Raw genomic sequence first — 22,692 nt, forward strand, 5'->3', positions numbered from 1 at the left:
GGGTGTCGAAAGGGAGAACGCGCGGAGGCCGCGAGGAACGAGCGGTCGAGCACGATCGACCGTCGACACACACTGAAGGCCCCCGGTGGGGGTCCCCCCGGACGGAGTCTGGGGGAGAGGGAGCCACAAAACAAAGGCGCGCGTCGTTCACTGTCCGGACCACGTTCCCACGGCCCCCGGCCGAGCACGATCCATACGAACCCCTGCCTCCCGCCCGCCCGGACCCCGCCCGCCCGGCCCCCGACCCACCCACCGCCCGTCCCCCAGTCCCCGTCCGCCACCCTTCACCCCGCAGCCCCACGGAAGGCCCCCGGCAGGCGTCTCCCCCGGACGGACTCCGGGGGAGACGGACCCACGAGGCATCACAGCCCGGCCTCACAGCCCGCCGGGCCCCCGCCCGTCACTCACCTCACTCACGCAGCTCCTGAGTGCAGCACTTCACGCTGCCGCCCCCCTTCAGCAGCTCGCCCAGGTCCATCCCGATCGGCTCGTATCCGCGGTCCCGCAGTGGCTCGAACAGCCCCACGGCGGCCTGCGGCAGCAGCACATGGCGGCCGTCGCTCACCGCGTTCAGTCCGAGGGCGGACGCGGCGGCCTCCCCGGCGATCAGGGCGTCGGGGAAGAGCCGTGCCAGGACCGCGCGGCTGCCCGGGGAGAAGGCGCCTGGGTAGTACATGATCTCGTCCGCCGTGTCGTCCAGGACGCTCAGCGCCGTATCGAGGTGGTAGTAGCGCGGGTCGACCAGGTCCAGGCCGATCACGGGCCGGCCGAAGAACTCCTGTGCCTCGTCGTGGGAGAGCGGACTGGAGCGGAAGCCGCGCCCGGCCAGCACGTACGAGGAGGTGACGGCGAAGTCGCCCTCGCCCTCGTTGATGTGGACGGGCTCGTGGATCTCGGTGAATCCGGCGGCGCGGAACCACTCCAGGTGGACCGCGGCCTCGGGCTCCCGTTCGGGGAAGGCGAACCGGGCGCCCAGCACCCGGCCGTCGATGACGGTCGCGCCGTTGGCGGCGAAGACCATGTCGGGCAGGCCGGGTCGCGGCCGGAGCAGCTCGACGGTGTGGCCCAGCGCGGTGTAGCGGTCGCGCAGGTCCTCCCACTGGGTCATGGCCAGCGGCAGATCGACGGGCTTCGCCGGATCCATCCATGGGTTGATGGAGTACGTCACCTTGAAGTGCGCGGGTGGGCACATCAGAAAGCGGCGCGGCGATGCCTCACGAAGCGATGAGCGCAATGAGGGCTCCTCACATACGAGTACAGAGGGATACGCGGGTGTGCGTGCAGCCATGGTGGGGCCAAATCGGCCGTTGTGCAGGGAGGCGACGGGGGGTTCGTCGTTTTGTACGGAAGGGGGGCCGCGTTGCGTTGTGCGAAACCGTAGCCATGCCCGCGCAACAGCGGGGCGAGGGGCCTTCCGGGCGGGCGGACGCAGGAAGAGAAGTCACCGCGTTCAGTGAGACGAGACGTCTCGGAAAAGGGGTTGCCGCGCCCCCCCCTTCCATGAGACGAGACGTCTCGGCTCACCCCTTGGTAGATTGGGCGCCATGGCCGAGACCAGGACCCCCGACTCCCGCCGCCGCAGCGAACGCTCCCGGCGCGCGATCTACGAGGCCGCCCTCGCCCTCGTCACCGAAGTGGGCTACACCCGTACGACCATTGAGGGCATCGCGGCCCGCGCCGGCGTCGGCAAGCAGACGATCTACCGCTGGTGGCCGTCCAAGGCCGCCGTGCTGCTGGAGGCGTTTCTCGATCTTGCCGCACAGACCTCCGAGGGCGGGACCGAACTGCCCGACACCGGGGATCTCGCGGCCGACCTCCGGCTGGTGCTGCGTGCCACCGTCGACGAGCTGAACGACCCCGCCCACGAGGGCCCCAGCAGGGCGCTCGCCGCCGCCGGTGTGGTGGACGCGGAGGTGGGCGCGCAGTTCGTCGAGAAGCTCATGGAACCGCAGATCGAGGCGTACATCCGGCGGCTGCGCTCCGCGGAGGCCGTGGGCCAGATGCGTGCCGGGACCAACGCCCGTATCGCCGTCGAGCTGTTCATCGGGCCGCTCACCCATCGCTGGCTGCTGCGGACGCTCCCGCTGACGCACGAGTACGCCGACACTCTCGTCGAGTACGCCCTGCACGGCCTCGCGCCCCGCGCCTGACCCCGCCGGTACGCGCCCCCCGGGCCGCCCCCGGACGGGTCCCGCGCCCCTCCCGCCCTCTCCCACAAGCCCGCACGGCCTCCCGGCCCCGCCCCGCAACACCAGCCCCCACCCTGCCCCGGCACACCAGCCCTCCGCCCCGCCCTGGCCCGCGCACCCCGTGCCCCATCCCCACCCCGCGCCTGACCCCGCCCCCGCCGGTACGGGTCCCTCGGGCCGCCCCCCCCGACGGGTCCCGCGCCCCGCCCGCACCCCCCCCCGTGACTCCCCCCGGGACCCCGTTGACGCCGTCACCGTGCCCGAGTGGGCGGACCCCCAGGTCACGGGCGGTGCAGTATTCCGTACCACGTGCACCCCGGTGTCCGGAACGGGGCGATGGACCCCCCGGTTGAGGACTGTGGACACCCGGGGAGCAGGATGGTGGGACCATGGCAGTGACCGCGAGGGGCGAGCGTGATGTGTGAGGGGATAGATGGGCGACGGTAAAGGCCGCTACCGCGGCACGGAGAACAGGCTCCCCCGGGAGAACCGGCTGACCCAGTGGCTGCGCCGGCGCCCCAAGGACACCGAGCCGGACGACTCCCGCCGCGAGAATCTGCTGCTTGCCGCCGCTGCCGCGGGCCTGCCGCTCGCGCCCGCCGCGTATCCCGTCTCCTACCGCTGTTCGTGCGAGCGCATCGGGTGTCCGACGCCCGGCCGCCACCCCGTCTCCTTCGCCTGGCAGACGCAGTCCACCACCGACCCCGCCCAGATCCAGCGCTGGGCGCAGGGGCAGCCGCACGCCAATTTCATCACCGCGACCGGCATGGTCCACGATGTGCTGGACGTACCGCTGGAAGCGGGCCGCAGCGCGTTGGAACGGCTTCTGGAACGGGGCATCGACGTCGGTCCGGTCGCCGAGTCCGGCGGCGAGGGCGAGGAGGCGCGGTCGCTGTTCTTCACCGCCACCCGCGGCACGCCCGAGGACGAGGACGAGTGGTGGCCCTGTGAACTGGACTGCCATCCCGAGACCATGGACGAGCACCCCGGGCTGCGGTGGCACTGCCGCGGCAGCTACGTCCTCGTACCCCCGGCCCTGCTCCCCGGCGACCGTGACCATGTGGTCGCGTGGGTACGCGGGCCGGAGCATCCGCTGCCGGACCCGCTGACGCTCCTGGAGACCCTCACGGACGCGTGTGCCCGGTACGCCGGAGAGCACGAGCTGCTCGACCCGCACGAGGCGGCCTGGCCGCTCCACCGCTGACCCCCTGGGCCGCCTCTCCGGGGCGGCCCGCCCTCAACCGCTTGAAGTCCGCCACCCAGGCCCGCACCGAGGCCCGCACCGAGGCCCCCACCGGACCGCCGTACGCCGTCCCGGGTCCGTACGGAAAGCCGCGCGGCCGGCTGCGCAGCAAGCTGGGCGGCCCACCGAACCGGACCACCGCACCGGCCCACCGCACCGGACCACCGCACCGGCCCACCGCACCGGACCACCGCACCGGCCCACCGCACCGGCCCACCGCACCGGCCCACCGCACCGGACCACCGTCCGGTCCGGTGCGGCGTCCGGCCGGCAGCCGAACAGCCTCGGAGGCACTCCGGAAACCCTCCTCGCCGCGGGCGCCCTCGCCCGCCGGTGGGCCCGGACGCCGGTGCGCCCGGGCGGCGGTGGAGCCGGCGGTCAGCCGCCCTTCGCCGTCGTCAGACCCGCGAGGCGCCCGAGCACCTCCACCTTGCCGCCGCCCGGGCCGGACCCGCCCGCCGGCGGGACCAGGACGGCCTGGCTGGAGACCCGCTCCTTGGTGATCGTGGACGTCGCGTTCCCCGTCAGCAGCGGCCGTACATCCGGGTGGATCTTCAGCGGTACGCCCTTGGCCGCCGTCTGGCGCTCGTAGTTGCGAATCGTGAAGAAGACCAGCGCCCCGTCGTCCTCCGTGGCCAGCGCGAGCGGAGCGAAGTCGCCGGTGTCCAGGGGCTGGTCGATCCACTGGGTGGAGATGCCCGGCAGATTCGACGACTTCTTGCGGGCGTCACGCCAGCCGGAGGTGTGCGGGCCGTCCACGAACAGCTTCGGCTCACCGGTCTGCATGAACGCCGTGTACGTCTTGCCCAGTTCGCCCGGAGCGCTCACCAGCCCGGTGGCGTCCGGGGGGACCGGCTCGGCGAACCCGTCGTCGTCCGTCTCCAGTTCGGGCACCCGGTCGGCGGGCAGGACCGTCAGATACGCGGCCTTCCACACGTCCGCGGGGGCGCCGCGGAGAAAGACCAGCAGCCAGCGCTCGTTCGCACCGCCCCGGCCCGACGTGCTTCCGGGGTCCGCGTCCGCGACGAAGTACCGGGGCCAGCCGGCCTTCTTCGGGATCGTGAACTTCGCGTCCGTCAGCTCCAGCGGCACATGCCGCGGATTGCCGCCGGGAAAGTTGGTGCGGCGCGACTTCAGCCCGGCCTGGTTGATCGCGCCGAGCGCCCCCGTGACCCGGTCCGCGTCCAGCGCCGGGTCGTACGCCTTGTCGGCGGCGTTGTACGCGGCGGTGAACTCCCGGAGCGCCTCGGCCGCCTCAGCCTTCGTCGCCGCCGGGACGACCGCCCGCTCCCCGTGCACCGTCACGCACCCGCTCGCCGTCAGGGCCAGCGCCGTCATCGTCACGAGCGCCGCCACCGCGCGCCTGCGGCACAGCGGCGCCACCGCCTCCGCCGTCCGCCCCCGCGACCGGCCCCGCCGCCGGTTCAAACTTCCCACCCGTATCGGCCTTTCCATCGGTCGCCTTCTCCTTGCCCCCCACGCCCCCGACTGAACGACCGAACCCTACCGGGGCGAGGAACAGCGCGAGGGTGGGGATCAGATACAGGGACCAGACCACGACCTGGAGGACGGTCGGGTTGGGCTGGAAGTTGAGAACACCCTTCAGGAGCGTGCCGTACCAGCTGTCCGGCGGGATCGTGGTGCTGATGTCGAACGCCTTGTTCGCCAGACCACCGAGGAAACGGGCCTCCTGGAGGTCGTGGACGCCGTACGCGAGCACACCCGCGGCCACGATCACCAGCATGCCGCCGGTCCAGGTGAAGAACTTCGCCAGATTGATCCGCAGCGCGCCCCGGTAGAACAGCCAGCCGAGCACGACCGCGGTCGCGATGCCGAGCAGCACCCCCATCAGCGGCTGCCCGCTCCCGCTGTCACCCGTGGCCGCCCGTACCGACGCCCATACGAAGAGCGCGGTCTCCAGCCCCTCGCGGGCCACCGCCAGGAAGGCGGTCGCGACCAGCGCGCCCGTGCCCATCCTCAGGGCGGCGTCCAGTTTGCCGTGCAGCTCCGACCTGAGATGCCGTGCGGTGCGCCGCATCCAGAAGACCATCCAGGTCACCAGGACGACCGCGAGGATCGACAGGGTGCCGCCGAGGAGTTCCTGCGCCTCGAACGTCAGCGTCCGCGAGCCGAATTCGAGGGCGAAGCCGAAGCCGAGGGAGAGGGCGACCGCGACGCCGATACCGGTCCAGACGGGCCGGAGCGCGTCACGTCGGCCGGTCTTCACCAGATACGCGATGAGGATGCAGACGACCAGACTGGCCTCAAGACCCTCGCGCAGGCCGATCAGATAGTTGCCGAACACGGCGGGTCCTTTCTGTGGGGTGCGGGCCGCCCGTGCCGGCCGGGACCCGCCACGGGAGCGGATACGGCCACGGACCGCCACGGGAGCGGATACGGCCACGGGTGCGGGGCCGCTACGAGAACAGCGCCCGGCCCCACCAGTCGTCCCTGTCGCGGACGCCCGGCGGGATCGCGAACAGCGCCGAACCCACGTGCTGGATGTACTCGTTGAGGACATCACGCGCGGCCAGCGAACGCTGCACCGGCACGAAGCCTTTGTCGATATCACGCTGGTACGCGAGGAAAAACAGCCCGGCGTCCAGCCGGCCCAGCCCGTCCGTGCCGTCGGTGAACGAGTAGCCGCGGCGCAGCATCTTCGCCCCGCCGTTGGTGTCCGGGTGCGCGAGCCGTACGTGCGCGGTCGGCAGCATGGCCGGAAGGAACGGCTCGTCGCGCTCCTTCGCCCTGCCGACCGGGGCACCCTCGCCCTTGTCCCGGCCGAAGATGTCCTCCTGCTCCTGGAGCGAGGTGCGGTCCCAGGTCTCGATGTTCATCCGGATCCGGCGCGCGACCAGATACGAGCCGCCGGTGAGCCAGGCCGGCCCGTCGTCCGCGGCCACCCACACATGCCTGTCCAACTCGGCGGTGTCGGTGCCGGAGATGTTCCGGGTGCCGTCCTTGAAGCCCATCATGTTGCGCGGGGTCTGCTCGTCGGGGGTCGTCGACGACGTTTTGCCGAACCCGAGCTGGGACCAGCGGACCGCGACCCTGCCGAAGCCGATACGGGCCAGGTTGCGGATCGCGTGCACCGCGACCTGGGGGTCGTCGGCGCACGCCTGGACGCACAGATCGCCGCCGCTGCGGGCCGGGTCGAGACGGTCGCCGGGAAAGGTCTCCAGCTCGACGAGGGCCTTCGGTCGCCTGCCCTCCAGCCCGAAGCGGCCCCTGCCGAACAGCGACGGGCCGAACCCGACCGTCAGCGTCAGCCGCGACGGCTTGAGGCCGAGGGCCTCCCCGGTGTCGTCGGGCGGCGCTTCGGCGAGCCCGCCGAACGCGCCCCCGCCGACCGCCAGGCCCGCCGTCATCCGTTCGGCCGCGCGGGTCCACTCCCGCAGCAGCGCGACCAGTTCGGCCCGGTCCTTCGTACGGACGTCGAAGGCGGCGAAGTGCAGCCGGTCCTGTACGGCGGTGGCGACACCGGCCTGGTGGACACCGTGGAACGGCACCGCGGCACCGGCAGGGGCGGCGGTGGCGGCACCGTCGCGCCCGCCGAGCGCGGCGGCGGTCCCTCCCGCGACGGAGGCGCCTGCGACCAGCCCCGCGCCGCCCCACCCGAGCACCGCCCGCCGCGAGGGCCTGCGGCTCCGGCCGCCCGGCTCCTCACCGCGGGCGCCGCCGTCCGGGCCGTGACCGCCGTGACCGCCATCACCGCCGCCCGTGCCACCTGTACTGTCCGTACGGTCCACCTCGTCCGTACGGTTCGCGAGCTCCGTGCGGTCCGCGGGCCCTGTGGGGTTCGCGGGCTCCGTGCGGCCCGTGTTGTCCGTGCTGCGGTTCGTATCGGGCTCGGACATCTTCCGTACTCCCTACTTCACCACGGCCGCGGCCAGCTTCGACAGCGGCTCCGCGAGCGCGTTCACCGCGTCGCTCAGTTCCTTGCGCTGCGCCTTGCCGACCGTGTCGTACGAGACGAAGTCGTATGTCGTCCCGTTCGCACGGTACTTGTCCAGCAGGGTGTTCAGCGCCGTGAACTGCCGGTCCAGTTCGGCCACGAGCTTCGGGTCGTTCCTGACCGCGACGGGCTTCAGCAGCTCGTGGGACTTCTGCGCGCCCTCCACATTTGCCTTGAAGTCGACCAGGTCGGTGTGGCTGTAGCGCTCCTCCTCACCGGTGACCTTGCCGGTGGCGACCTCGTCCAGCAGTTCCTTGGCGCCGTTCGCCATGGAGGTCGGGGTGATCTCCGCCGTACCGACCTTCTTCTGCCAGTCGGTCAGATCCTTGATCAGGGTGTCGGCGAGGGCCTTCTCCTCGGGGCCGATCCTCCGGTCCTGCCACAGGGCCTTCTCCAGACGGTGCCAGCCGGTCCACTTCTGGCCCTTCTCCAGGCCGTCCTCGCGGAGGTCCACCTTCGGATCGATGTCGCCGAAGGACTCGGCGACCGGCTCGGTGCGCTCCCAGCCGATGCGGGAGGGCGCGTACGCCTTCTTCGCCGCCTCGACGTCCCCGGCCTTGACCGCGTCCGTGAACACCCTCGCCTTCGGCAGGGTCTCGTCGGCCTGCGCCTGCGCGTACTTCCGGTACGCGGCCACCGCGGCGTCCATCTCCGGGCTCCGCCGCGCCGCCTTGCCGCCCGTGACGGTGACCTTCTGCCGGATGCCGTCGCCCTTCATGCCGGGCTTGCAGGCGATCTCGTACGAGCCCGCCTTCACCTCGGCGGTGAGCCGGGCCCGGGTGCCGGGGCCGATGTTCTCGCGCTCGGTGACGATCCGGTCGTCGGGGAACAGGATGTAGACCTCGGTGACCTTGGAGCCCTTGTTCTCGATGTCCAGCTCCACATGGCCCGCCGGGAAGTCCTTCTTCGACACCTCGCAGGAGTCGTCCTCCGCGGTGACCCGTACGGCGCCGTCACCACTCTTGCCGTCGGCCTTCTCGGCGCAGCCCGTGACGGCGGTCAGGGCGACCGCCGCCGCGGCGGCGGTCAGGACGGAGAGACGGACTCGCATACGGACTCCACGGAGAAGAGAGGCGGCCCCGAGGCCGCTGCCGAAGTGGTGAGGCGGACCTAACTTAACCGAGGCTTACCTGACCGAAACCCGCCTTCGCTGTGATGTGGACCTCAAGCAACGGGCCCGGAAACAGGGGGGTCACGAGGCGCCCATGCCGCGCCCATGGCCCGGTCAAGCGGCGGTCAAAACGTCCGTTTCGGGAGGACCACGGGAGCGCCGGAGCGCGGGTGCGGGAAGACCTCGACGGGCTGCCGGTAGACCCGGCTCAGCAACTCGCCGCCGAAGACCGCCGAGGGCTCTCCCTCGGCCTCGATCCGGCCGCCGTCGAGGACGGCGACCCGGTCCGCGTACGCGGCGGCGAGCCCGAGATCGTGGAGCACGACGACGACGGCGTCCCCGCCGGCCGCGCGCGCACGGCAGATCCGGAGCACCAGTTCCTGGTGCCGCAGATCCAGCGCGGCGGTCGGCTCGTCGAGGAGCAGCAGCGCGGTCCGCTGGGCGAGTACCCGGGCCAGGGCGACCCGGGCGCGCTCGCCGCCGGACAGCGCGGAGAAGGGCCGGTCCGCGAACTCCTGCGTCTCGGTGGCGGCCAGGGCTCCGGCGACCGCCTCGTCGTCCTCCTCCTCCCGTTCGGTCCCGGACCAGGGGGCGCGCCCCATCCGTACGACCTCCTCCACCGGGAAGGGGAAGGACAGCGTGGCGGACTGGGGCAGCACGGCCCGGCGCAGGGCCAGCTCGGCCGGGGTCCAGCGCGCGGCCGGGCGGCCCGCGATCCGTACGGAACCCCCGTCGGCGGGGAGATCGGCGGAGAGCGCGGCGAACAGGGTCGACTTGCCCGCGCCGTTGGGCCCGACGAGCGCGAGCACCTCGCCGGCGCGGGCGGACAGGCCGATCCCGGCGAGGACCTCCCGGCCGCCGAGCCGGACCCGGAGCCCGTGCGCCTCGGCCAGCACCTCGCCGGGCAGCGGCCTGCCGGGCAGCTCGCGCCGGCGGATCCCGAAGAGCGTTCTCATGCCCAACCACCTTGCCTGCGACGGGTCCTGCGCAGCAGCCAGAAGAAGAAGGGGCTGCCGAAGAGGGCGGTGAGCACACCGAGCGGAAGCTCGGCGGGCTCGGCGACGGTACGGGCGGCGAGATCACCGGCCGCGAGCATCAGCGCGCCGCCCAGCGCGCTCGCCGGGACGAGGAAGCGGTGGACCGGGCCGTTCATCATGCGCAGCAGATGCGGTACGAGGAGCCCGACGAAGGTGATGATCCCGGCGACGGCGACCGCGGCGGCCGTCAGCAGCGCGACCACCAGGACGAGGACGACACGCAGCCGCTCGACGTCCACCCCCAGATGGCGGGCGGGCCGTTCGCCGAGGGCGAGGAGATCCAGCCTGCGCGCGTACAGCGGCGCGATCACCAGTCCGAGGGCGGCGCAGGGCAGCACGGCGAGCACCTTGGGCCAGGTCGCCTGGGAGAGGGAGCCGAGCTGCCAGAAGGTGATCTGGGTGATCTGCGCGTTGTCGGCGAAGAAGACGAACAGTCCGATGAGCGCCCCGGCGAACGCGTTGACGGCGATACCGGTGAGGATGAGCGTGACGACCTCCGTCTTCCCGCCCGACCGTGACATCGCGTACACCAGCAGCACGGTCGCGAGGCCGGAGACGAACGCGCAGACGGTGACGGTCCAGTTCCCGAGGAAGCTCAGCCCGAGCGCGATCGCGCAGACCGCGCCGACGGCGGCGCCCGCCGAGATCCCGATGATCCCCGGCTCGGCGAGCGGATTGCCGAAGACGCCCTGCATCAGCGCGCCCGCGCATCCCAGGGACGCCCCGACCAGCAGCGCGAGCACCACCCGGGGGAGACGTACGTTCCACAGCACGCTCTCCCCGACCCGGTCGAGCGGCTGCCCGCCGAGCCCCGTCCGGTGCTGGACGGACGCGATGACGTCACCGAGCGGGATGTCGTACGCGCCGTAGCCCGCCGAGACGAGTGAGACGGCGAGCAGCGCGCCGACGAGCGCGAGGGTGAGGAGATACGCGGTGGAGCGCGCCCGCCGGGACGGGGCGCCCTCGCCCGTGGCGACTGCCCCCGGACCCGCGGTGGCTCCCGTACCCGCACGGGTTCCGGCGCCCGCGGCGGTACGCGTACCCGTGCCGGCTCCCGTATCCGCGGCGGTACCAACGCCCGCGCGGGCTGCCGTGTCCGCGCCGGGCGGTACCGGCGCGGTGGCCTCCCGGCCCGTGGTCACCGGCCCGGCGGGAGCGGTGAGTTCCGCCGTACGGGGCCGGGCGGGGCGGTCCGCCGGGTCCGCCCCCGGCCCGGCGGCCACTGCCGCGCGCGGCGCCGCCGTACGGTCCGCTGTCTCGCCGTCCGCCGCCGCACGGTCCGCCGCCGTCCGGTCCGGTTCCGCGGCTCCGCTCGCTGGCACAGCGGCCGCTCCCGGGGCGCCGCCCGGAACGCGGTCCGGCCCCGGGGCCCCGGTCGCGCTCCCGGGGCCCGCCTCCTCAGCGGTCCCGCCGCCCCCGGCCCCTTCCGCGCTCCCACCGCCCGCAGCCGCAGCCGCAGCCGCACCCGCGCCTGCCGCCGTCGGGTCCGTGCCCGGCCCGGTCCGGGGTGTGCGGTCCCGTACCGGCTCGTCCTCGCCGGAAGGTTCCTGCGCGCGGGGGCGCACATGTGTCGCCATCGTCAGCCGCCGTTCGCGTAGAGCTGGTCCACCAGGGACTTGAGGACCTGGTCCGTACGGGGGCCGTAGTTGAGCATCACACCGTCGTCGATCGAGACGACCCTGCGGTCCATGCCCGCCGGGGTCTGGGCGACGCCGGGAATCTTCACCAGGCCGTCGATGCCGTCGACCGACTGGAGGCCCTTGGTCATCACCAGGATGGCGTCGGGCGCCGCCTTGGCGAGGGCCTCGCTGGTGATGGCGGTGAAGTCCTTCGTCAGTCCCGACTCCTTGCCCGCGTCCACCGCACCGGCCGCCTCCAGGAGGGACGCCGCACCGGATTCGCCGCCGCCGAGCAGATAGACGGAGGCCGAGCCCCGCAGATACAGGAACGCGACCCGGGGCTTCTTGCCCTCCCCGGGTTCCGGGATGTCCTTCTGGACCGCCGCGATCCGGGACTCCGTACGCTTCTTGAGCTCGTCCCCGGCCGCCCGGACACCCAGAGCCGCGGACACCGCGTCGATCCGGGTGCCCACGTCCGCCAGGCTCTTCGCCGCCTTCACGGTGACGAGCGGGACGCCCGCGTCCCGTATCTGGGCCACCGCCTCGGCGGGTCCGGTGGTGGTGTCGGCGAGGACGAGCGTCGGCTTCAGCGACAGCACGCTCTCGGCCGAGACGTCGTGTCCCCGTGTCACCACCGGGAGGTCGTCGGCCTGTTCGAAGGTCGCGGTGACATCGCGGGCCACGACCTGCCCGCCGAGGCCGAGCGTGAAGACGATCTCGCTCAGCGACCCCGACAGCGGAACGATCCGGTCCGTCGAGGTGACCGTGACCGGCTTGCCGTCCGCCGAGTCCACGGTCACCGGCAGCCGCGGCTTCGGCGCGCCCTCCAGCGGCTCGACCCGGTCCGCGGGCGCGGAACCGGAGGCGGCCGGGCCCTTCCCGCCCGGGGAGGCGGGGTCGCCGCCCCCGCAGCCGGTCGCCGCCAGGGCGAGGGCGAGCGCGGCGAGAACCCCGCGAACTGGGCGGGGCAGCAGGCGGGGTACCGGGCGGGTTCCGCACCGGGGTCGCGTCGAGCGCGTCGAGAGCACCAAGGGCCGCGAGGGCTGCGAGAGCACCGGGAGCACCGTCCTGTCGTTCTGTGGCGTGCGGTCGGGAGGTCGGGAGGGAACAGGGGCGCCCGCCGTGGGGACAGGGGCGCCGTCGTCGGGGGCGGGTCCGGCCGGAACCGGGTCGCGGGGCTACCGACCTCGGCGAACATAGCTTAGGTTAGCCTTACCTTGCTGGCCAGGCCCTTGCGCCGTGAGCCGCCTCGTCGTCGTACCCCGGGAGAGACCCATGCCGCCGTTCAGACCTGTCCGTGTGCCGGCCGTCGTGCTGCTCGCGGCCCTGCTCGGAGCGCTGCTCCCGGCCGGTGCCGCCCACGCGGCCGAGCGTACGGTCCAGGGCGGCAGGCTCGACTGGGGACTCAAGTCCTCCTTCCAGACCTATGTCACCGGGCCGATAGCCAACGGCAATTGGCGGCTCACCTCGGGCGCGGCCACCGTCGGCAACAGCCAGTTCCGCTTCCACTCGGCCAAGGGCTCGTACGACCCGGCCACCGGCGCCTTCGAGGCCCGGTTCGCGGGCGGGGTCCACTTCACCGGCCACCGCAAGCCCGACGGCACCCAGGAGCTGGACCTCGCGATCAGCCGCCCCACCGTGAAGGTCTCCGGCGGCCGGGGCACTCTCTACGCCGACATGGTCAGCAGGGCCAGGGGCACCGGAAAGGTCACCTCCTCGTCCCAGGTCCCCTTCGCGTCGCTCCAGCTCTCCGGCGTCAACATGCGGGGCGGCTCAGGACCCATCGCCCTCAACGGCATTCCCACGACGCTGACGTCGCAGGGAGCCGCCGCGTTCGCCGGGTTCTACACCGCCGGCACCCCGCTCGACCCGATCAGCCTGAGCGTCGACCTCGCCGCCGAGCGGCCCGGCCGGAGCGCCGAACCGCCGGCCGCCGGGAACGACGGGCCCGCCACGGCGGGCCGGCTCCAGGACGCCGCCGTCGACTGGGGCGTGCGCCGCACGTTCCGCGAGTACGTCACCGGCTCCATCGCCCAGGGGGAGTGGACGCTCTCGGGCGGCGCGCAGGACGGCGGAGCCGTCTTCCGCTTCCCGCAGGGCAAGGGCACCTACGACGCGAGGAGGCAGAGCCTCGACGCGGCCTTCGCCGGATCCGTCCGCTTCACCGGTGAGCGGCTCGATCTGACGCTCACCCGGGTCACCGCGAAGGTGACCGGCGGCAAGGGCACGCTCAGCGCCGATGTCGTCGGCAAGGGCACGACCAGGAAGGCCGTCCCGCTGATCACCTTCGAGGCGCGGGACTTCGCGCCGGAGAACGGGCTCGCCGCGCTCACCGAGGCCCCCGCCACCCTCACGGCGGGCGGCGCCGCGGCGTTCGGCGGCATGTACAAGGCGGGCACCGGGATGGACCCGGTCTCCCTCGCCGTGACCGTGGACAAGAAGGCGAAGCTGCCCGCCCTGCCGGACCTGGGCAGTGATGCCACGCCCGCCCCGCGCGCGACCGGGCCGACGGCTTCGGCCACGCCCGCCGCCGACGCGGTCACCGCCGCGGACTCCTCCGACTCGTCCTCCCCCACGGGGACGTACATCGCCGTGGGAGCGGGAGTGCTCCTCGCCGCGGCGATCGCCCTGTACGCCGTACGCCGTCGCCGTACGGCCGCGAACAGCTGATCCGGGAACGACGGATCCATCCCTCTAGGAGCAGACCCTCATGGCAGTACCCAGACGTCCCCTGTCGATCGCCGCCGCGGCCGCCACCGCGGTCGTGCTCGGGGCCACCGCCCTCGCCGTCCCGGCGGTCGCCTCCACCGGTGGCCCGTCCGGCGGCTCCGGGGCCGCCGAAGCCGGCCCGAGCGCGCCCCGGGCGCCCTACACACTGAAGGAGGGCACGCTGGACTGGGGCTTCAAGGAGACCTTCCGCACCTATGTGACCGGAGCCGCGAAGGGCCGGATCGAGGTCGCGGACGGAGCCCGGCAGGCCCCGGACAACGGCCCGTTCACCTTCACGGGCGGCACCGGCACGTACGACATGGGCAAGCACATCGTCGACACCGCCTTCAAGGGCAGCGTGACCTTCGTCTCCACGGCCCACGGCTACAGCGTCAAGGTCGCCGATCTGAAGCTGGTGACCGAGGGCAAGAGCGGCAGCGTCAAGGCCGATGTCACCCTCAACGGCACGACCCGCGACGACATCGACCTGGCCGTGCTGGATCTGTCGGCCACCACGCCCACCACCGGCCAGGGCGGCGCGATGGTCTTCAAGGACATCCCCGCGACGCTCACCGCCGACGGCGCCACGGCCTTCAACGGCATGTACCAGAAGGGGCAGGTCCTGGACCCGGTCACCCTCACGGTGAAGGCGGAGGCCGGAAAACCGGATCCCGAAACCCCCGAGAAGCCGGAGAAGCCCGAGAAGCCAGAAAGGCCGGAGAAGCCCGAGAAGCCGGCCGGCACGTCGGCCGGCGTCCTCGACGGCAATCTCGACTGGGGCGTCAAGCAGAGCTTCCGCGAGTACGTCACCACCGGCTTCGCCCAGGGGAAGATCGAGGTCGCGGGCGGAGCGGCCGACAACGCCGCCGGGTTCCGCTTTCCCCGGGGCAAGGGCACCTTCGACGCCGGGAAGAAGACCCTCTCGGTCTCCTTCGACGGCTCGGTCCGCTTCCTCGGCCACCTCGACAAGGGCGAGTACGTCCTCGACCTCAGGCTCAGCGACCTCAAGGTCCGGGTCGACGGCACCCGGGGCACCCTGCTCGCCGATGTCAGCACCAAGGACCAGGAGAGCCGCAAGGTCGCCACGTACAACGACCTCGGCGTCGCCTCGCTGAAGGTCCCGGCGGGCGCCCTCAAGGCCGAGAAGAAGGTCGTCACGCTGACCGACGTCCCGGCCACGCTCACGGCGGACGGCGTCAAGGCGTTCGGCGGGATGTACAAGACGGGCACGGTTCTGGACACGCTCGACGTCTCGGCGGCCCTCGACAAGAACGTCCGGCTGCCCGACGCCTCCGGAGGCAGCGGTTCCACCGGCGGCTCGGGCGGCTCGGGCGGTTCCACCGGCGGGACGGCCGGCTCCACGGGCGGGGGCGGCACCACGGGCGGCTCGGTCGGCGGTTCCGTCGGCGGCGGCGGCTCGACGGGCGGCTCCCTGGCCGCCACGGGTGCCGGTGTCCCGACGACCGCGCTGCTCGCGGCGTCGGCGGGCATCGCGGCGGCCGGCGCCGGTGTGGTCTTCGCGACCCGCCGCCGCAGGTCCGTGCAGGGCTGACGCGCACCCGCGGACGCTCTGCGGGCGGATCGACCGTACTGCGGTCCTGCGACGGGTCTGCACCGGCACCGAACACGCCGGTGCGGGCCCGTCGTTGTGGCGTGGCCGACGGTATCCGGCCGACGGGCGCGCCCGGGCCCGGCTGGTGCTTCAATGCCGGGGTGAACGAACGCCCCGCACTCGATGTGCTGAACGTCTTCTGCGGCGCCGACGGGCGGCACGGCAGCGCCCTCGGAGTCGTACGAGACCCCCGTGCCCACCCCGACCAGGAGTCCCGGCAGGCGCTCGCCGCCGAACTCGGCTTCAGCCGGACCGTCTTCGTCGACGACCCCGAGCGCGGGGTCGTCGACATCCACGCCCCCGGTCTGCGGCTCCCGTTCGCCGGGCATCCGCTGGTCGGGGCGGCCTGGCTGCTCGACCTGGAGGAGCTGAACCCCGAGGCGGGGCCGGTGTGGGCCCGCAACGACGGGGAGTTCACCTGGATCACCGCACACGCCCCCTGGGCGCCGCCGACCGTGATCGAGCAGTACGCCACCCCCGACGAGGTCGACGCGCTGCCTGTGCCGCCCCCGGGCGAGGGCCGGCTCTACGCCTGGGCGTGGGAGGACGAGGCCGCGGGCCGTGTCAGGGCGCGTGCCTTCCCCCGCCGTGACGGTCCGATCGTGGAGGAGGAGGCCACCGGCTCGGCGGCGCTGCTGCTCACCGACGGGCTGGGCCGCGCCCTGAACATCACTCAGGGCCGGGGGTCACAGATCCTGACCGCCCCCGGCCCTGACGGCGAGGTCGAGATCGGCGGACGCGTACGTCTCGCCGCCGCGGCCCCGGTGCTGGTGCCCGTGCCCCCTCCGGCCGCGGTGCCCCGGCGCAGGCTGAGCGTCGCCCAGGCACTCAAGGCGATGAGCTGACCCCGGGACCCGGACGCACCCGGACGCTCCAGGCGCCGAGCCTCGGGAGCCGCCCCCGGGGCCCGGCCGGTCGAGCCGGACCCCCGGGAGCCGGATCAGCCGAGCCGCCCCCGGGAGCCCCCGCCCCCGGACGCTCCCGGCCCGGCACCGCGCGGGGCTCTCAGGCGCTGAGCGGGAACTCCGCGCCCAGCTCGCGGAAGACGGCGCCGTTGAAGTCGAACGCGCGCCGGCACTCGTCGATGATCCGCTGCTTCTCCAGGTCGTCCGCGTCCACCGCGTCCAGCAGCTCGCGGTAACCCCGTTTGAAGGCGGCGGGGTTGGGGATCCGCTCGAAGACGTAGAACCGCACACCGTCACCCTTACGAGCGAAGCCCCAGGTCTTCTCCGCCTTGTCGCGGATGATCTGGCCGCCGGAGAGATCGCCGAGATAGCGGGTGTAGTGGTGTGCCACATACCCGGCGGGCCAGGTCCGCGCGCACTCCCCGACCCGCGCGGCGTACGCGGTGGTCGCGGCCAGCGGGCTCAGCGAGTCGCGCCAGCCGTCGCCCCGCAGATGCGCGAGATCGCGCTCCAGCTCGGCGGTGCGCATCAGCTCCGGCCGGATGAAAGGCCCGGCGACCGGGTCGTCCTCCAGCCGCTGCGCGGCCTCCTCCAGCGCCCGGTACACGAACCACAGCTGTTCGGTGTAGCGCGCGTACGCCTCGACGCCGAGCCGGCCGCCGAGCAGATGGCCCATGAAGGGGGAGGTCTCCGCTTCGGTGTGCTGCTCGTGCGACGCGACACGGATCAGGGTGGAGAAGGGGGTGGCGTCCAAGGCGGACCTCCAGGGAACGGAAGGACGAGGAGCGGACGGCAGCGGCGCATGACTGTTGCCAACACCGATTCTTCCTACTTAGGCTTACCTAAGTCAATACGTTCCCGACGGGCTGTCGGTAAAACCTCCGGGGCCCCTGGGGTCTCAGGGCAGCGTGAGGATCTCCGCTCCGGTGTCCGTGACCACCAGGGTGTGCTCGAACTGGGCCGTCCGCTTCCGGTCCTTGGTCACCACCGTCCAGCCGTCGTCCCACATGTCGTACTCGTACGTCCCGAGGGTCAGCATCGGCTCGATCGTGAAGGTCATGCCCGGCTGGATGACGGTCGTCGCGTGCTCGGCGTCGTAGTGCGGGACGATCAGCCCCGAGTGGAACGAGGAATTGATCCCGTGCCCCGTGAAGTCCCGCACCACGCCGTAGCCGAACCGCTTGGCGTACGACTCGATGACCCGCCCGATCACATTGATCTGCCGGCCCGGCTTGACGGCCTTGATCGCCCGGTTGAGCGACTCCCGCGTCCGCTCCACCAGCAGCCGGGACTCCTCGTCCACGTCGCCGCAGAGATACGTGGCGTTGTTGTCCCCGTGGACGCCGCCGATGTACGCGGTCACGTCGAGGTTCACGATGTCCCCGTCGCGCAGCACCGTGGAGTCGGGAATGCCGTGGCAGATGACCTCATTGACCGAGGCGCACAGCGACTTGGGGAACCCCCGGTAGCCCAGGGTGGACGGGTAGGCTCCGTGATCGCACATGAACTCGTGTGCGATCCGGTCCAGTTCGTCCGTGGTCACCCCCGGGGAGACGTGCTTCGCGGCCTCCTCCATCGCCTGCGCGGCGATACGGCCCGCGACGCGCATGCGCTCGACGGTCTCGGAGTCCTGCACCTCGGGCCCGGTGTACGGGGCCGGTGCGGGCTTCCCGACGTACTCGGGACGCGTGATGGAGGCGGGAACGGAGCGGATGGGAGAGAGCTCCCCGGGTACGAGCAGCGACTGGCCAGACATGCCAGCGAGTCTAACCAGCGTGTGTGGGGCAAGCTGGATCGAGAGGAAGGGAGCCGAGATGGCCCTGTTCAAGCGGCGCACGGCCGGCAAGCCGGGCGAGTGGTACTACTGCCTCAAGCACCAGAAGGTCGAAGAGGGCCCCGAGTGCCCGGCCCAGGACCGTTTCGGCCCCTACGGGAGCCCCGAGGAGGCGGCCCACGCCATGGAGACCGCACGCGAGCGCAACCTGGAGTGGGAGAACGACCCGAAGTGGCACGACAAGGGCGACCGGGGCCAAGCGCCCTAGGACCCGCGGCGCCGCGCCGAGGGGGCCGGGCCGCCCGGTCCTCACAGCGGGGCCGCGGCCTCCTTCTCGGCACGGCGGCGCAGGGCGTCCTCGTCGGTCGTGGCGTCGTAGCGGACCAGCCGGGGGAGCGCCGCCGCGAGCAGCCCCACCGCGGCGACACACACCAGGCCGCCGCTCCAGACGGCCGGGCGGGTCCCCGTCCAGCCGGCCATCGCCCCCGCGCGGACCTGCCCCAGCTGGGGGCCCACGCTGTAGGAGAGCACCTCGATCCCGGCCAGGCGGCCCCGCAGCTCGTCCGGGATCGTCTGGTTCCAGATCGTCGAACGGCCCAGACCGCTCACGGTGTCGCCCGCCCCCGCGAGCGCCAGACAGGCCAGCACCAGCCATACGTCGCCGAGCAGCCCCGCGCCCGCGATCGCCACGCCCCAGACCGCCGCGCCGCCGATCACCAGCAGCCCGTGCCGCCGGATCCGCGAGGTCCAGCCACTGGTCAGGCTCAGCGCCACGGAACCGGCCGCGATCGCCGCGTACATCAGGCCCAGCGACCACTCGGCGTTCAGATCGTCCGCCAGAAAGGCGAAGATCGCGGTCGGGAAGGCGATGACCATGGCCGCCAGGTCGATCGCGTACGTCCCCAGCAGCACCGGCCGCGACCAGGCGTAACGCGCGCCCTCCGCGATGCCCCGCAGCGACGGCTTCGGGGCACCCTTCGCCGGCGGGGCCGGAGCCAGCCGCAGACACAGCAGGACGGACACGGTGAACCCGGCGATCGTGATCGCGTACGCCGGCGCATGGCCGAAGTACGCCACCACCAGGCCCGCCGCCGAGGGGCCCGCGATGCCGCCGATCTGCCAGCGCAGGGTGTTCAGGGCCGCCGCCGCGGTCAGCTCGTCGTGCGGCACGATCCGGGCGATCAGCGAGTCCAGCGCCGGGCGCTGGAGTCCGGCCAGCGCGGAGACGCCCGCGGCGACCACGTACAGGGGCCACAGCATCGGCCGGGGCAGCAGCGCGTTCACCAGCAGGACGAGCGCCAGCGCCCCGAGTCCCGCCTCCGTCCACAGAATCAGCCTCCGGCGGTCCGCCGCGTCCGCGAGCGCGCCCCCGTACAGCCCGAAGACGATCAGCGGCACCAGCTCCACCGCGCCCATCGCGCCGACGGCGAACGGGGACCCGGTCAGGTCCTTGATCTGGAGCGGCAGCGCGATCATCGCCATGAAGCCGCCGAAATAGGTGATCAGGCCCTGGACCCACAGCAGCCGGAAATCGCGGGAGGAACGCCACGGCGAGAGGTCGGGGAGGATCGCGGACAGCTTGGACGTCACAACGGGCCATGGTCGGTGCCCGCCGCCGTCGGCGGCAACCGGATTTCACACGGCCCGCGGCCCGGCGTCCCGGGTCACCCGGCCGGTGCGCCGGGCCTCGGTCACCCGGCGGGCGCGCCGGGCGTCGGACACCCGGCGGGCGCGGCGGAACGCACCCTCGCCACCCGGCCGGTGCGCCGGGCCCTCCGGGGCACCCGGCCCGTACGCGACGCCCCCGTCACCACCTCGCCGGCGGCGGGGACGTCAGCTGGTCCACCAGACGGGAGAGCCGGTCCTTGAAATGCCGCCGCCCCCGGGGCGCGGGCAGGCCGTTCTCCCCGGCCGCCGCGCTCACCAGGTGCTGCACGGTGTCCAGGTCGATCTCGTCGGTGCCGGCCGCCACCGTCAGCGTCTCGTGCGCGAGCGCGTGCACCTCGCCGTCGCCGCCGTCCAGCGCCAGCACGGTCGCGCCCGCGCGGCGCGCGTCGTGGACCCGCTCCAGCAGGGCCGTGTCCGGCCGCTCCGGGGCCACCATCAGCAGCGTCTCGCCCCGGCCCGCCGCCTCCAGCCTGCCGAGGCCCACCGCGAGGTGCGAGGGGTCCCCGGGGCGCGCCCGGTGGCGTACGAGGGTGGGGGTCAGCTCCGGGCGGCCCGACCAGGCGGCCTCGTCCACGAGATGCGCGGCCAGATGCCAGGGCTCGTACTCCCGCGTTCCCACCAGCAGCAGCCCGCCGCCCTGCGGCACCACGGACGAGCGCAGCACGCCCGCGAACCGGCGGGCCGCGGCGGGCCAGTGCGTCGTGGCGAGGACTTCGCGCAGCAGCGCGACGCGTAGGGCATCCATGGCCCCGCATCCTGCACCAACCGGGGGCGGCGCGAGGGCGGGATGTCCCGTGCTCACCCGTTCGGGAACCTCGTCCCGTCCTGCCGCGGGCCCGATCCCCACCAGTAGGGTCGGTTCATGACTTCCTCAGACAACACGACCGCGAAGCCCGCGGCGAAGGATCCCTGGGACCTGCCGGATGTGTCCGGCCTGGTGGTCGGGGTGCTCGGTGGTACGGGAGATCAGGGGCGTGGTCTCGCCTACCGGCTGGCCCGGGCGGGGCAGAAGGTGATCATCGGGTCGCGGGCGGCCGAGCGTGCCCGGGCCGCCGCTGATGAGCTGGGCCTCGGCGTCGAGGGCGCGGACAACGCGGAGTGCGCGCGCCGCAGTGATGTGGTGATCGTGGCCGTGCCGTGGGACGGGCACGCCGGGACGCTGGAGTCACTGCGGGAGGAGTTGGCCGGCAAGCTCGTCGTCGACTGCGTCAACCCGCTCGGCTTCGACAAGCAGGGCGCGTACGCGCTCAAGCCCGAGGAGGGCTCGGCCGCCCAGCAGGCCGCCGCTCTGCTGCCCGGCTCGCGGGTCACGGCCGCCTTCCACCATCTGTCGGCCGTTCTGCTCCAGGACGAGTCCCTCGACGAGATCGACACCGATGTGATGGTGCTGGGCGAGTCCCGTGCGGACACCGATGTCGTCCAGGCGCTGGCGGGACGTATCCCGGGTATGCGGGGGGTCTTCGCGGGCCGGCTGCGCAACGCGCATCAGGTCGAGTCGCTGGTGGCGAATCTGATCTCGGTGAACCGCCGCTACAAGGCCCACGCGGGCCTGCGCGTCACCGACGTGTAGACGGCGAGGGGGCATGGGGGACACTGGGCGGGACGTACCGACATCCCCGACAGGAGCCCGACCCCATGTCCCGCCTCGCTCTCTCCTCGCTCATCGTCTGTGCGCTCGCCGTCGTCGCCGCGGTGGTCTCCTTCACCCAGGGCATGTGGATCGGGATCGTCTGGGTGCTGCTCGCCGGGCTGTCGTCCAACATGGCCTGGTACTACGTCCGCCGGGCGAAGGCGGAGCGCCGCTCGGCGGCCGGCTGACGCCCGGCGGTCCGGGTCGTCCGCCGTCACCCGTTGACGTACGACGCGCAGATCTCGTTCTCACCCGTCCAGAAGCGGTAGTACTCATAGCCGCAGCGCGACTCCAGATCGCCGACGCCGAGCCCGCGCAGAATCGTGTCGACCAGGTCGAAGAACGCGTTGTTCACCTCGGGCACGAAGAACAGCAGCGCGAAGACGGCCAGCAGTCCGTACGGCGCGACGGGCTCGATCCGGCGGCGGATCCCGTACGACAGCCAGGGCTCGACCACGCCGTAGCCGTCGAGCCCCGGGACCGGCAGCGAGTTCAGGATCGCCGCGCTGACCTGGAGCAGCGCCAGGAAGCCGAGCGCGTAGCGGAAGATCACGGGGACGCCGTCCAGCGCGCCCAGCCAGAACGGCGCGGTGCACACCACCGCGAACAGGACGTTCGTCAGCGGGCCCGCGGCCGAGATCAGGCTGTGCTTCCAGCGCCCGTGGATCCGGCCCCGCTCGATGAAGACCGCGCCGCCCGGCAGACCGATACCGCCCATGATCACGAACAGCACCGGGAGACCGATGCTGAGCAGGGGGTGCGCGTAGACGAGGGGGTTGAGCGTCAGATAGCCCTTCGTGCCGACCGAGATGTCGCCGCCGTGGAGCGCGGTGCGCGCGTGCGCGTACTCGTGCAGACAGAGCGAGACGATCCACGCGGAGGTGACGAAGAGGAAGACGGCGACCCCGGCGGCCGTGGCGAAGTCCGTCCACACCGCCCAGCCGGTGACCGCCATCACGGCGACGATCCCTATGAAGACCGGGCTGATGCCCCGGCCGCCGTGGCGGGTGGTGGAGGTGGTCATGGGAGCGGCTCCTGGGAGGTTGTGATGTGCGGACCGACCGTACCGGTAGACGGGAGCAGAACGTCCGGGGGGTTCCTGCCGGTTCCTGCCGGTCCGGACGTCCTGGAACGTCTCCCCGGGACGTCACGGGCCCGCGGGCGGCCTCCCGTGCCCGCCGGACCGCGGTGCGGTGCGCGCCGTCCCGGCCACTCCTCCCGGGGCCCGGCCCGCCACCCG

The 22,692-nt window shown here is 72.9% G+C and carries 21 protein-coding genes; 8 read left to right on the top strand and 13 right to left on the bottom strand.

Annotated features, from left to right (window positions below; all coding sequences use genetic code 11):
* Positions 1 to 409: 409 nt before the first annotated feature.
* A complete protein-coding gene (ddaH, locus tag ACFYT4_RS28930; protein ID WP_389275263.1) occupies positions 410 to 1,234 on the bottom strand; it encodes a dimethylargininase in 825 nt (274 codons plus the stop codon).
* Positions 1,235 to 1,544: 310 nt separating this feature from the next.
* On the opposite strand from ddaH, the gene ACFYT4_RS28935 reads away from it, so the two are divergent.
* A complete protein-coding gene (locus ACFYT4_RS28935) occupies positions 1,545 to 2,150 on the top strand; it encodes a TetR/AcrR family transcriptional regulator (RefSeq protein WP_389275266.1) in 606 nt (201 codons plus the stop codon).
* 472 nt (positions 2,151 to 2,622) lie between these two features.
* Positions 2,623 to 3,393, top strand: coding sequence for a bifunctional DNA primase/polymerase (locus ACFYT4_RS28940; RefSeq protein ID WP_389275268.1), 771 nt, complete (start codon positions 2,623 to 2,625; stop codon positions 3,391 to 3,393).
* Positions 3,394 to 3,810: 417 nt separating this feature from the next.
* Here the strand turns inward: ACFYT4_RS28940 and ACFYT4_RS28945 are convergent, their stop codons facing one another.
* The 7 genes from ACFYT4_RS28945 to ACFYT4_RS28975 form a co-directional block, all read right to left on the bottom strand.
* A complete protein-coding gene (locus tag ACFYT4_RS28945; RefSeq protein WP_389275271.1) occupies positions 3,811 to 4,770 on the bottom strand; it encodes a hypothetical protein in 960 nt (319 codons plus the stop codon).
* On the bottom strand, positions 4,688 to 5,737 hold the full coding sequence (gene efeU, locus ACFYT4_RS28950; protein ID WP_389275275.1) for an iron uptake transporter permease EfeU: 1,050 nt from the start codon (positions 5,735 to 5,737) through the stop codon (positions 4,688 to 4,690). Before efeU ends, ACFYT4_RS28945 begins: the two co-directional genes overlap by 83 nt.
* Before the next feature lie 112 nt (positions 5,738 to 5,849).
* Positions 5,850 to 7,289, bottom strand: a complete 1,440-nt coding sequence (efeB, locus tag ACFYT4_RS28955) for an iron uptake transporter deferrochelatase/peroxidase subunit (protein ID WP_389275278.1) — start codon at positions 7,287 to 7,289, stop codon at positions 5,850 to 5,852.
* A 12-nt stretch (positions 7,290 to 7,301) separates the two neighbouring features.
* Positions 7,302 to 8,438 (bottom strand): iron uptake system protein EfeO, encoded by a 1,137-nt coding sequence (efeO, locus tag ACFYT4_RS28960; protein WP_389275281.1) that lies wholly within the window; start codon positions 8,436 to 8,438, stop codon positions 7,302 to 7,304.
* Positions 8,439 to 8,623: 185 nt separating this feature from the next.
* The gene (locus ACFYT4_RS28965; protein WP_389275284.1) at positions 8,624 to 9,454 is read right to left on the bottom strand and encodes a heme ABC transporter ATP-binding protein; all 831 of its coding nucleotides are present in this window, start codon (positions 9,452 to 9,454) and stop codon (positions 8,624 to 8,626) included.
* Positions 9,451 to 10,677 carry a FecCD family ABC transporter permease gene (locus ACFYT4_RS28970; protein ID WP_389275356.1) on the bottom strand — a complete coding sequence of 409 codons (1,227 nt, stop codon included), beginning with the start codon at positions 10,675 to 10,677 and terminating at the stop codon, positions 9,451 to 9,453. The genes ACFYT4_RS28965 and ACFYT4_RS28970 overlap by 4 nt, the downstream gene beginning before the upstream one ends.
* 437 nt (positions 10,678 to 11,114) lie before the next feature.
* Positions 11,115 to 12,128, bottom strand: a complete 1,014-nt coding sequence (locus ACFYT4_RS28975; RefSeq protein WP_389275359.1) for a hemin ABC transporter substrate-binding protein — start codon at positions 12,126 to 12,128, stop codon at positions 11,115 to 11,117.
* Positions 12,129 to 12,429: 301 nt separating this feature from the next.
* Here ACFYT4_RS28975 and ACFYT4_RS28980 point away from each other — a divergent pair, with 301 nt between their 5' ends.
* From ACFYT4_RS28980 to ACFYT4_RS28990, 3 genes are all read left to right on the top strand, one after another.
* Complete coding sequence (locus ACFYT4_RS28980; protein WP_389275287.1) at positions 12,430 to 13,824, top strand: HtaA domain-containing protein; 1,395 nt, start codon at positions 12,430 to 12,432, stop codon at positions 13,822 to 13,824.
* 40 nt (positions 13,825 to 13,864) lie between these two features.
* The gene (locus ACFYT4_RS28985; RefSeq protein WP_389275290.1) at positions 13,865 to 15,415 is read left to right on the top strand and encodes an HtaA domain-containing protein; all 1,551 of its coding nucleotides are present in this window, start codon (positions 13,865 to 13,867) and stop codon (positions 15,413 to 15,415) included.
* 161 nt (positions 15,416 to 15,576) lie between these two features.
* On the top strand, positions 15,577 to 16,320 hold the full coding sequence (locus ACFYT4_RS28990) for a PhzF family phenazine biosynthesis protein (protein ID WP_389275293.1): 744 nt from the start codon (positions 15,577 to 15,579) through the stop codon (positions 16,318 to 16,320).
* Positions 16,321 to 16,480: 160 nt separating this feature from the next.
* Here the strand turns inward: ACFYT4_RS28990 and ACFYT4_RS28995 are convergent, their stop codons facing one another.
* Together ACFYT4_RS28995 and map are read right to left on the bottom strand one after the other, a co-directional pair.
* Complete coding sequence (locus ACFYT4_RS28995) at positions 16,481 to 17,134, bottom strand: heme oxygenase (biliverdin-producing) (protein ID WP_389275296.1); 654 nt, start codon at positions 17,132 to 17,134, stop codon at positions 16,481 to 16,483.
* A gap of 144 nt (positions 17,135 to 17,278) precedes the next feature.
* Complete coding sequence (map, locus tag ACFYT4_RS29000; protein ID WP_389275299.1) at positions 17,279 to 18,136, bottom strand: type I methionyl aminopeptidase; 858 nt, start codon at positions 18,134 to 18,136, stop codon at positions 17,279 to 17,281.
* A gap of 58 nt (positions 18,137 to 18,194) precedes the next feature.
* Between map and ACFYT4_RS29005 the strand changes: the two genes are divergently transcribed.
* The gene (locus tag ACFYT4_RS29005) at positions 18,195 to 18,422 is read left to right on the top strand and encodes a hypothetical protein (protein ID WP_389275302.1); all 228 of its coding nucleotides are present in this window, start codon (positions 18,195 to 18,197) and stop codon (positions 18,420 to 18,422) included.
* A 41-nt stretch (positions 18,423 to 18,463) separates the two neighbouring features.
* Here the strand turns inward: ACFYT4_RS29005 and ACFYT4_RS29010 are convergent, their stop codons facing one another.
* Both ACFYT4_RS29010 and ACFYT4_RS29015 read right to left on the bottom strand, forming a co-directional pair.
* Entirely contained in the window at positions 18,464 to 19,744 is a 1,281-nt protein-coding gene (locus ACFYT4_RS29010; RefSeq protein ID WP_389275305.1) for an MFS transporter, read from the bottom strand.
* Positions 19,745 to 19,961: 217 nt separating this feature from the next.
* Entirely contained in the window at positions 19,962 to 20,567 is a 606-nt protein-coding gene (locus tag ACFYT4_RS29015) for a hypothetical protein (protein ID WP_389275307.1), read from the bottom strand.
* A 117-nt stretch (positions 20,568 to 20,684) separates the two neighbouring features.
* Between ACFYT4_RS29015 and npdG the strand changes: the two genes are divergently transcribed.
* Together npdG and ACFYT4_RS29025 are read left to right on the top strand one after the other, a co-directional pair.
* Complete coding sequence (gene npdG, locus ACFYT4_RS29020) at positions 20,685 to 21,392, top strand: NADPH-dependent F420 reductase (RefSeq protein WP_389275309.1); 708 nt, start codon at positions 20,685 to 20,687, stop codon at positions 21,390 to 21,392.
* 65 nt (positions 21,393 to 21,457) lie between these two features.
* Positions 21,458 to 21,640 carry a hypothetical protein gene (locus tag ACFYT4_RS29025; RefSeq protein WP_389275312.1) on the top strand — a complete coding sequence of 61 codons (183 nt, stop codon included), beginning with the start codon at positions 21,458 to 21,460 and terminating at the stop codon, positions 21,638 to 21,640.
* Positions 21,641 to 21,666: 26 nt separating this feature from the next.
* On the opposite strand, the gene ACFYT4_RS29030 is transcribed toward ACFYT4_RS29025, so the two are convergent.
* Positions 21,667 to 22,476: a site-2 protease family protein gene (locus tag ACFYT4_RS29030; protein ID WP_389275314.1), complete on the bottom strand. Its 810-nt coding sequence runs from the start codon at positions 22,474 to 22,476 to the stop codon at positions 21,667 to 21,669.
* Between the last annotated feature and the right edge of the window lie 216 nt (positions 22,477 to 22,692).

It is taken from the genome of Streptomyces sp. NPDC004609, assembly GCF_042873655.1.
Lineage (GTDB): Bacteria > Actinomycetota > Actinomycetes > Streptomycetales > Streptomycetaceae > Streptomyces.

Excerpts from the sequence above, each read along its gene's own strand:
- efeO (WP_389275281.1), bottom strand. The coding sequence starts at position 8,438 with ATGCGAGTCCGTCTCTCCGTCCTGACCGCCGCCGCGGCGGCGGTCGCC.
- ACFYT4_RS28945 (WP_389275271.1), bottom strand. The coding sequence starts at position 4,770 with ATGACGGCGCTGGCCCTGACGGCGAGCGGGTGCGTGACGGTGCACGGG.
- ACFYT4_RS28935 (WP_389275266.1), top strand. The coding sequence starts at position 1,545 with ATGGCCGAGACCAGGACCCCCGACTCCCGCCGCCGCAGCGAACGCTCC.
- ACFYT4_RS28985 (WP_389275290.1), top strand. The coding sequence starts at position 13,865 with ATGGCAGTACCCAGACGTCCCCTGTCGATCGCCGCCGCGGCCGCCACC.
- ACFYT4_RS29030 (WP_389275314.1), bottom strand. The coding sequence starts at position 22,476 with ATGACCACCTCCACCACCCGCCACGGCGGCCGGGGCATCAGCCCGGTC.
- ACFYT4_RS28965 (WP_389275284.1), bottom strand. The coding sequence starts at position 9,454 with ATGAGAACGCTCTTCGGGATCCGCCGGCGCGAGCTGCCCGGCAGGCCG.
- ACFYT4_RS28940 (WP_389275268.1), top strand. The coding sequence starts at position 2,623 with ATGGGCGACGGTAAAGGCCGCTACCGCGGCACGGAGAACAGGCTCCCC.
- ACFYT4_RS29025 (WP_389275312.1), top strand. The coding sequence starts at position 21,458 with ATGTCCCGCCTCGCTCTCTCCTCGCTCATCGTCTGTGCGCTCGCCGTC.
- map (WP_389275299.1), bottom strand. The coding sequence starts at position 18,136 with ATGTCTGGCCAGTCGCTGCTCGTACCCGGGGAGCTCTCTCCCATCCGC.
- ACFYT4_RS29005 (WP_389275302.1), top strand. The coding sequence starts at position 18,195 with ATGGCCCTGTTCAAGCGGCGCACGGCCGGCAAGCCGGGCGAGTGGTAC.
- ACFYT4_RS28980 (WP_389275287.1), top strand. The coding sequence starts at position 12,430 with ATGCCGCCGTTCAGACCTGTCCGTGTGCCGGCCGTCGTGCTGCTCGCG.
- npdG (WP_389275309.1), top strand. The coding sequence starts at position 20,685 with ATGACTTCCTCAGACAACACGACCGCGAAGCCCGCGGCGAAGGATCCC.
- ACFYT4_RS29015 (WP_389275307.1), bottom strand. The coding sequence starts at position 20,567 with ATGGATGCCCTACGCGTCGCGCTGCTGCGCGAAGTCCTCGCCACGACG.
- efeB (WP_389275278.1), bottom strand. The coding sequence starts at position 7,289 with ATGTCCGAGCCCGATACGAACCGCAGCACGGACAACACGGGCCGCACG.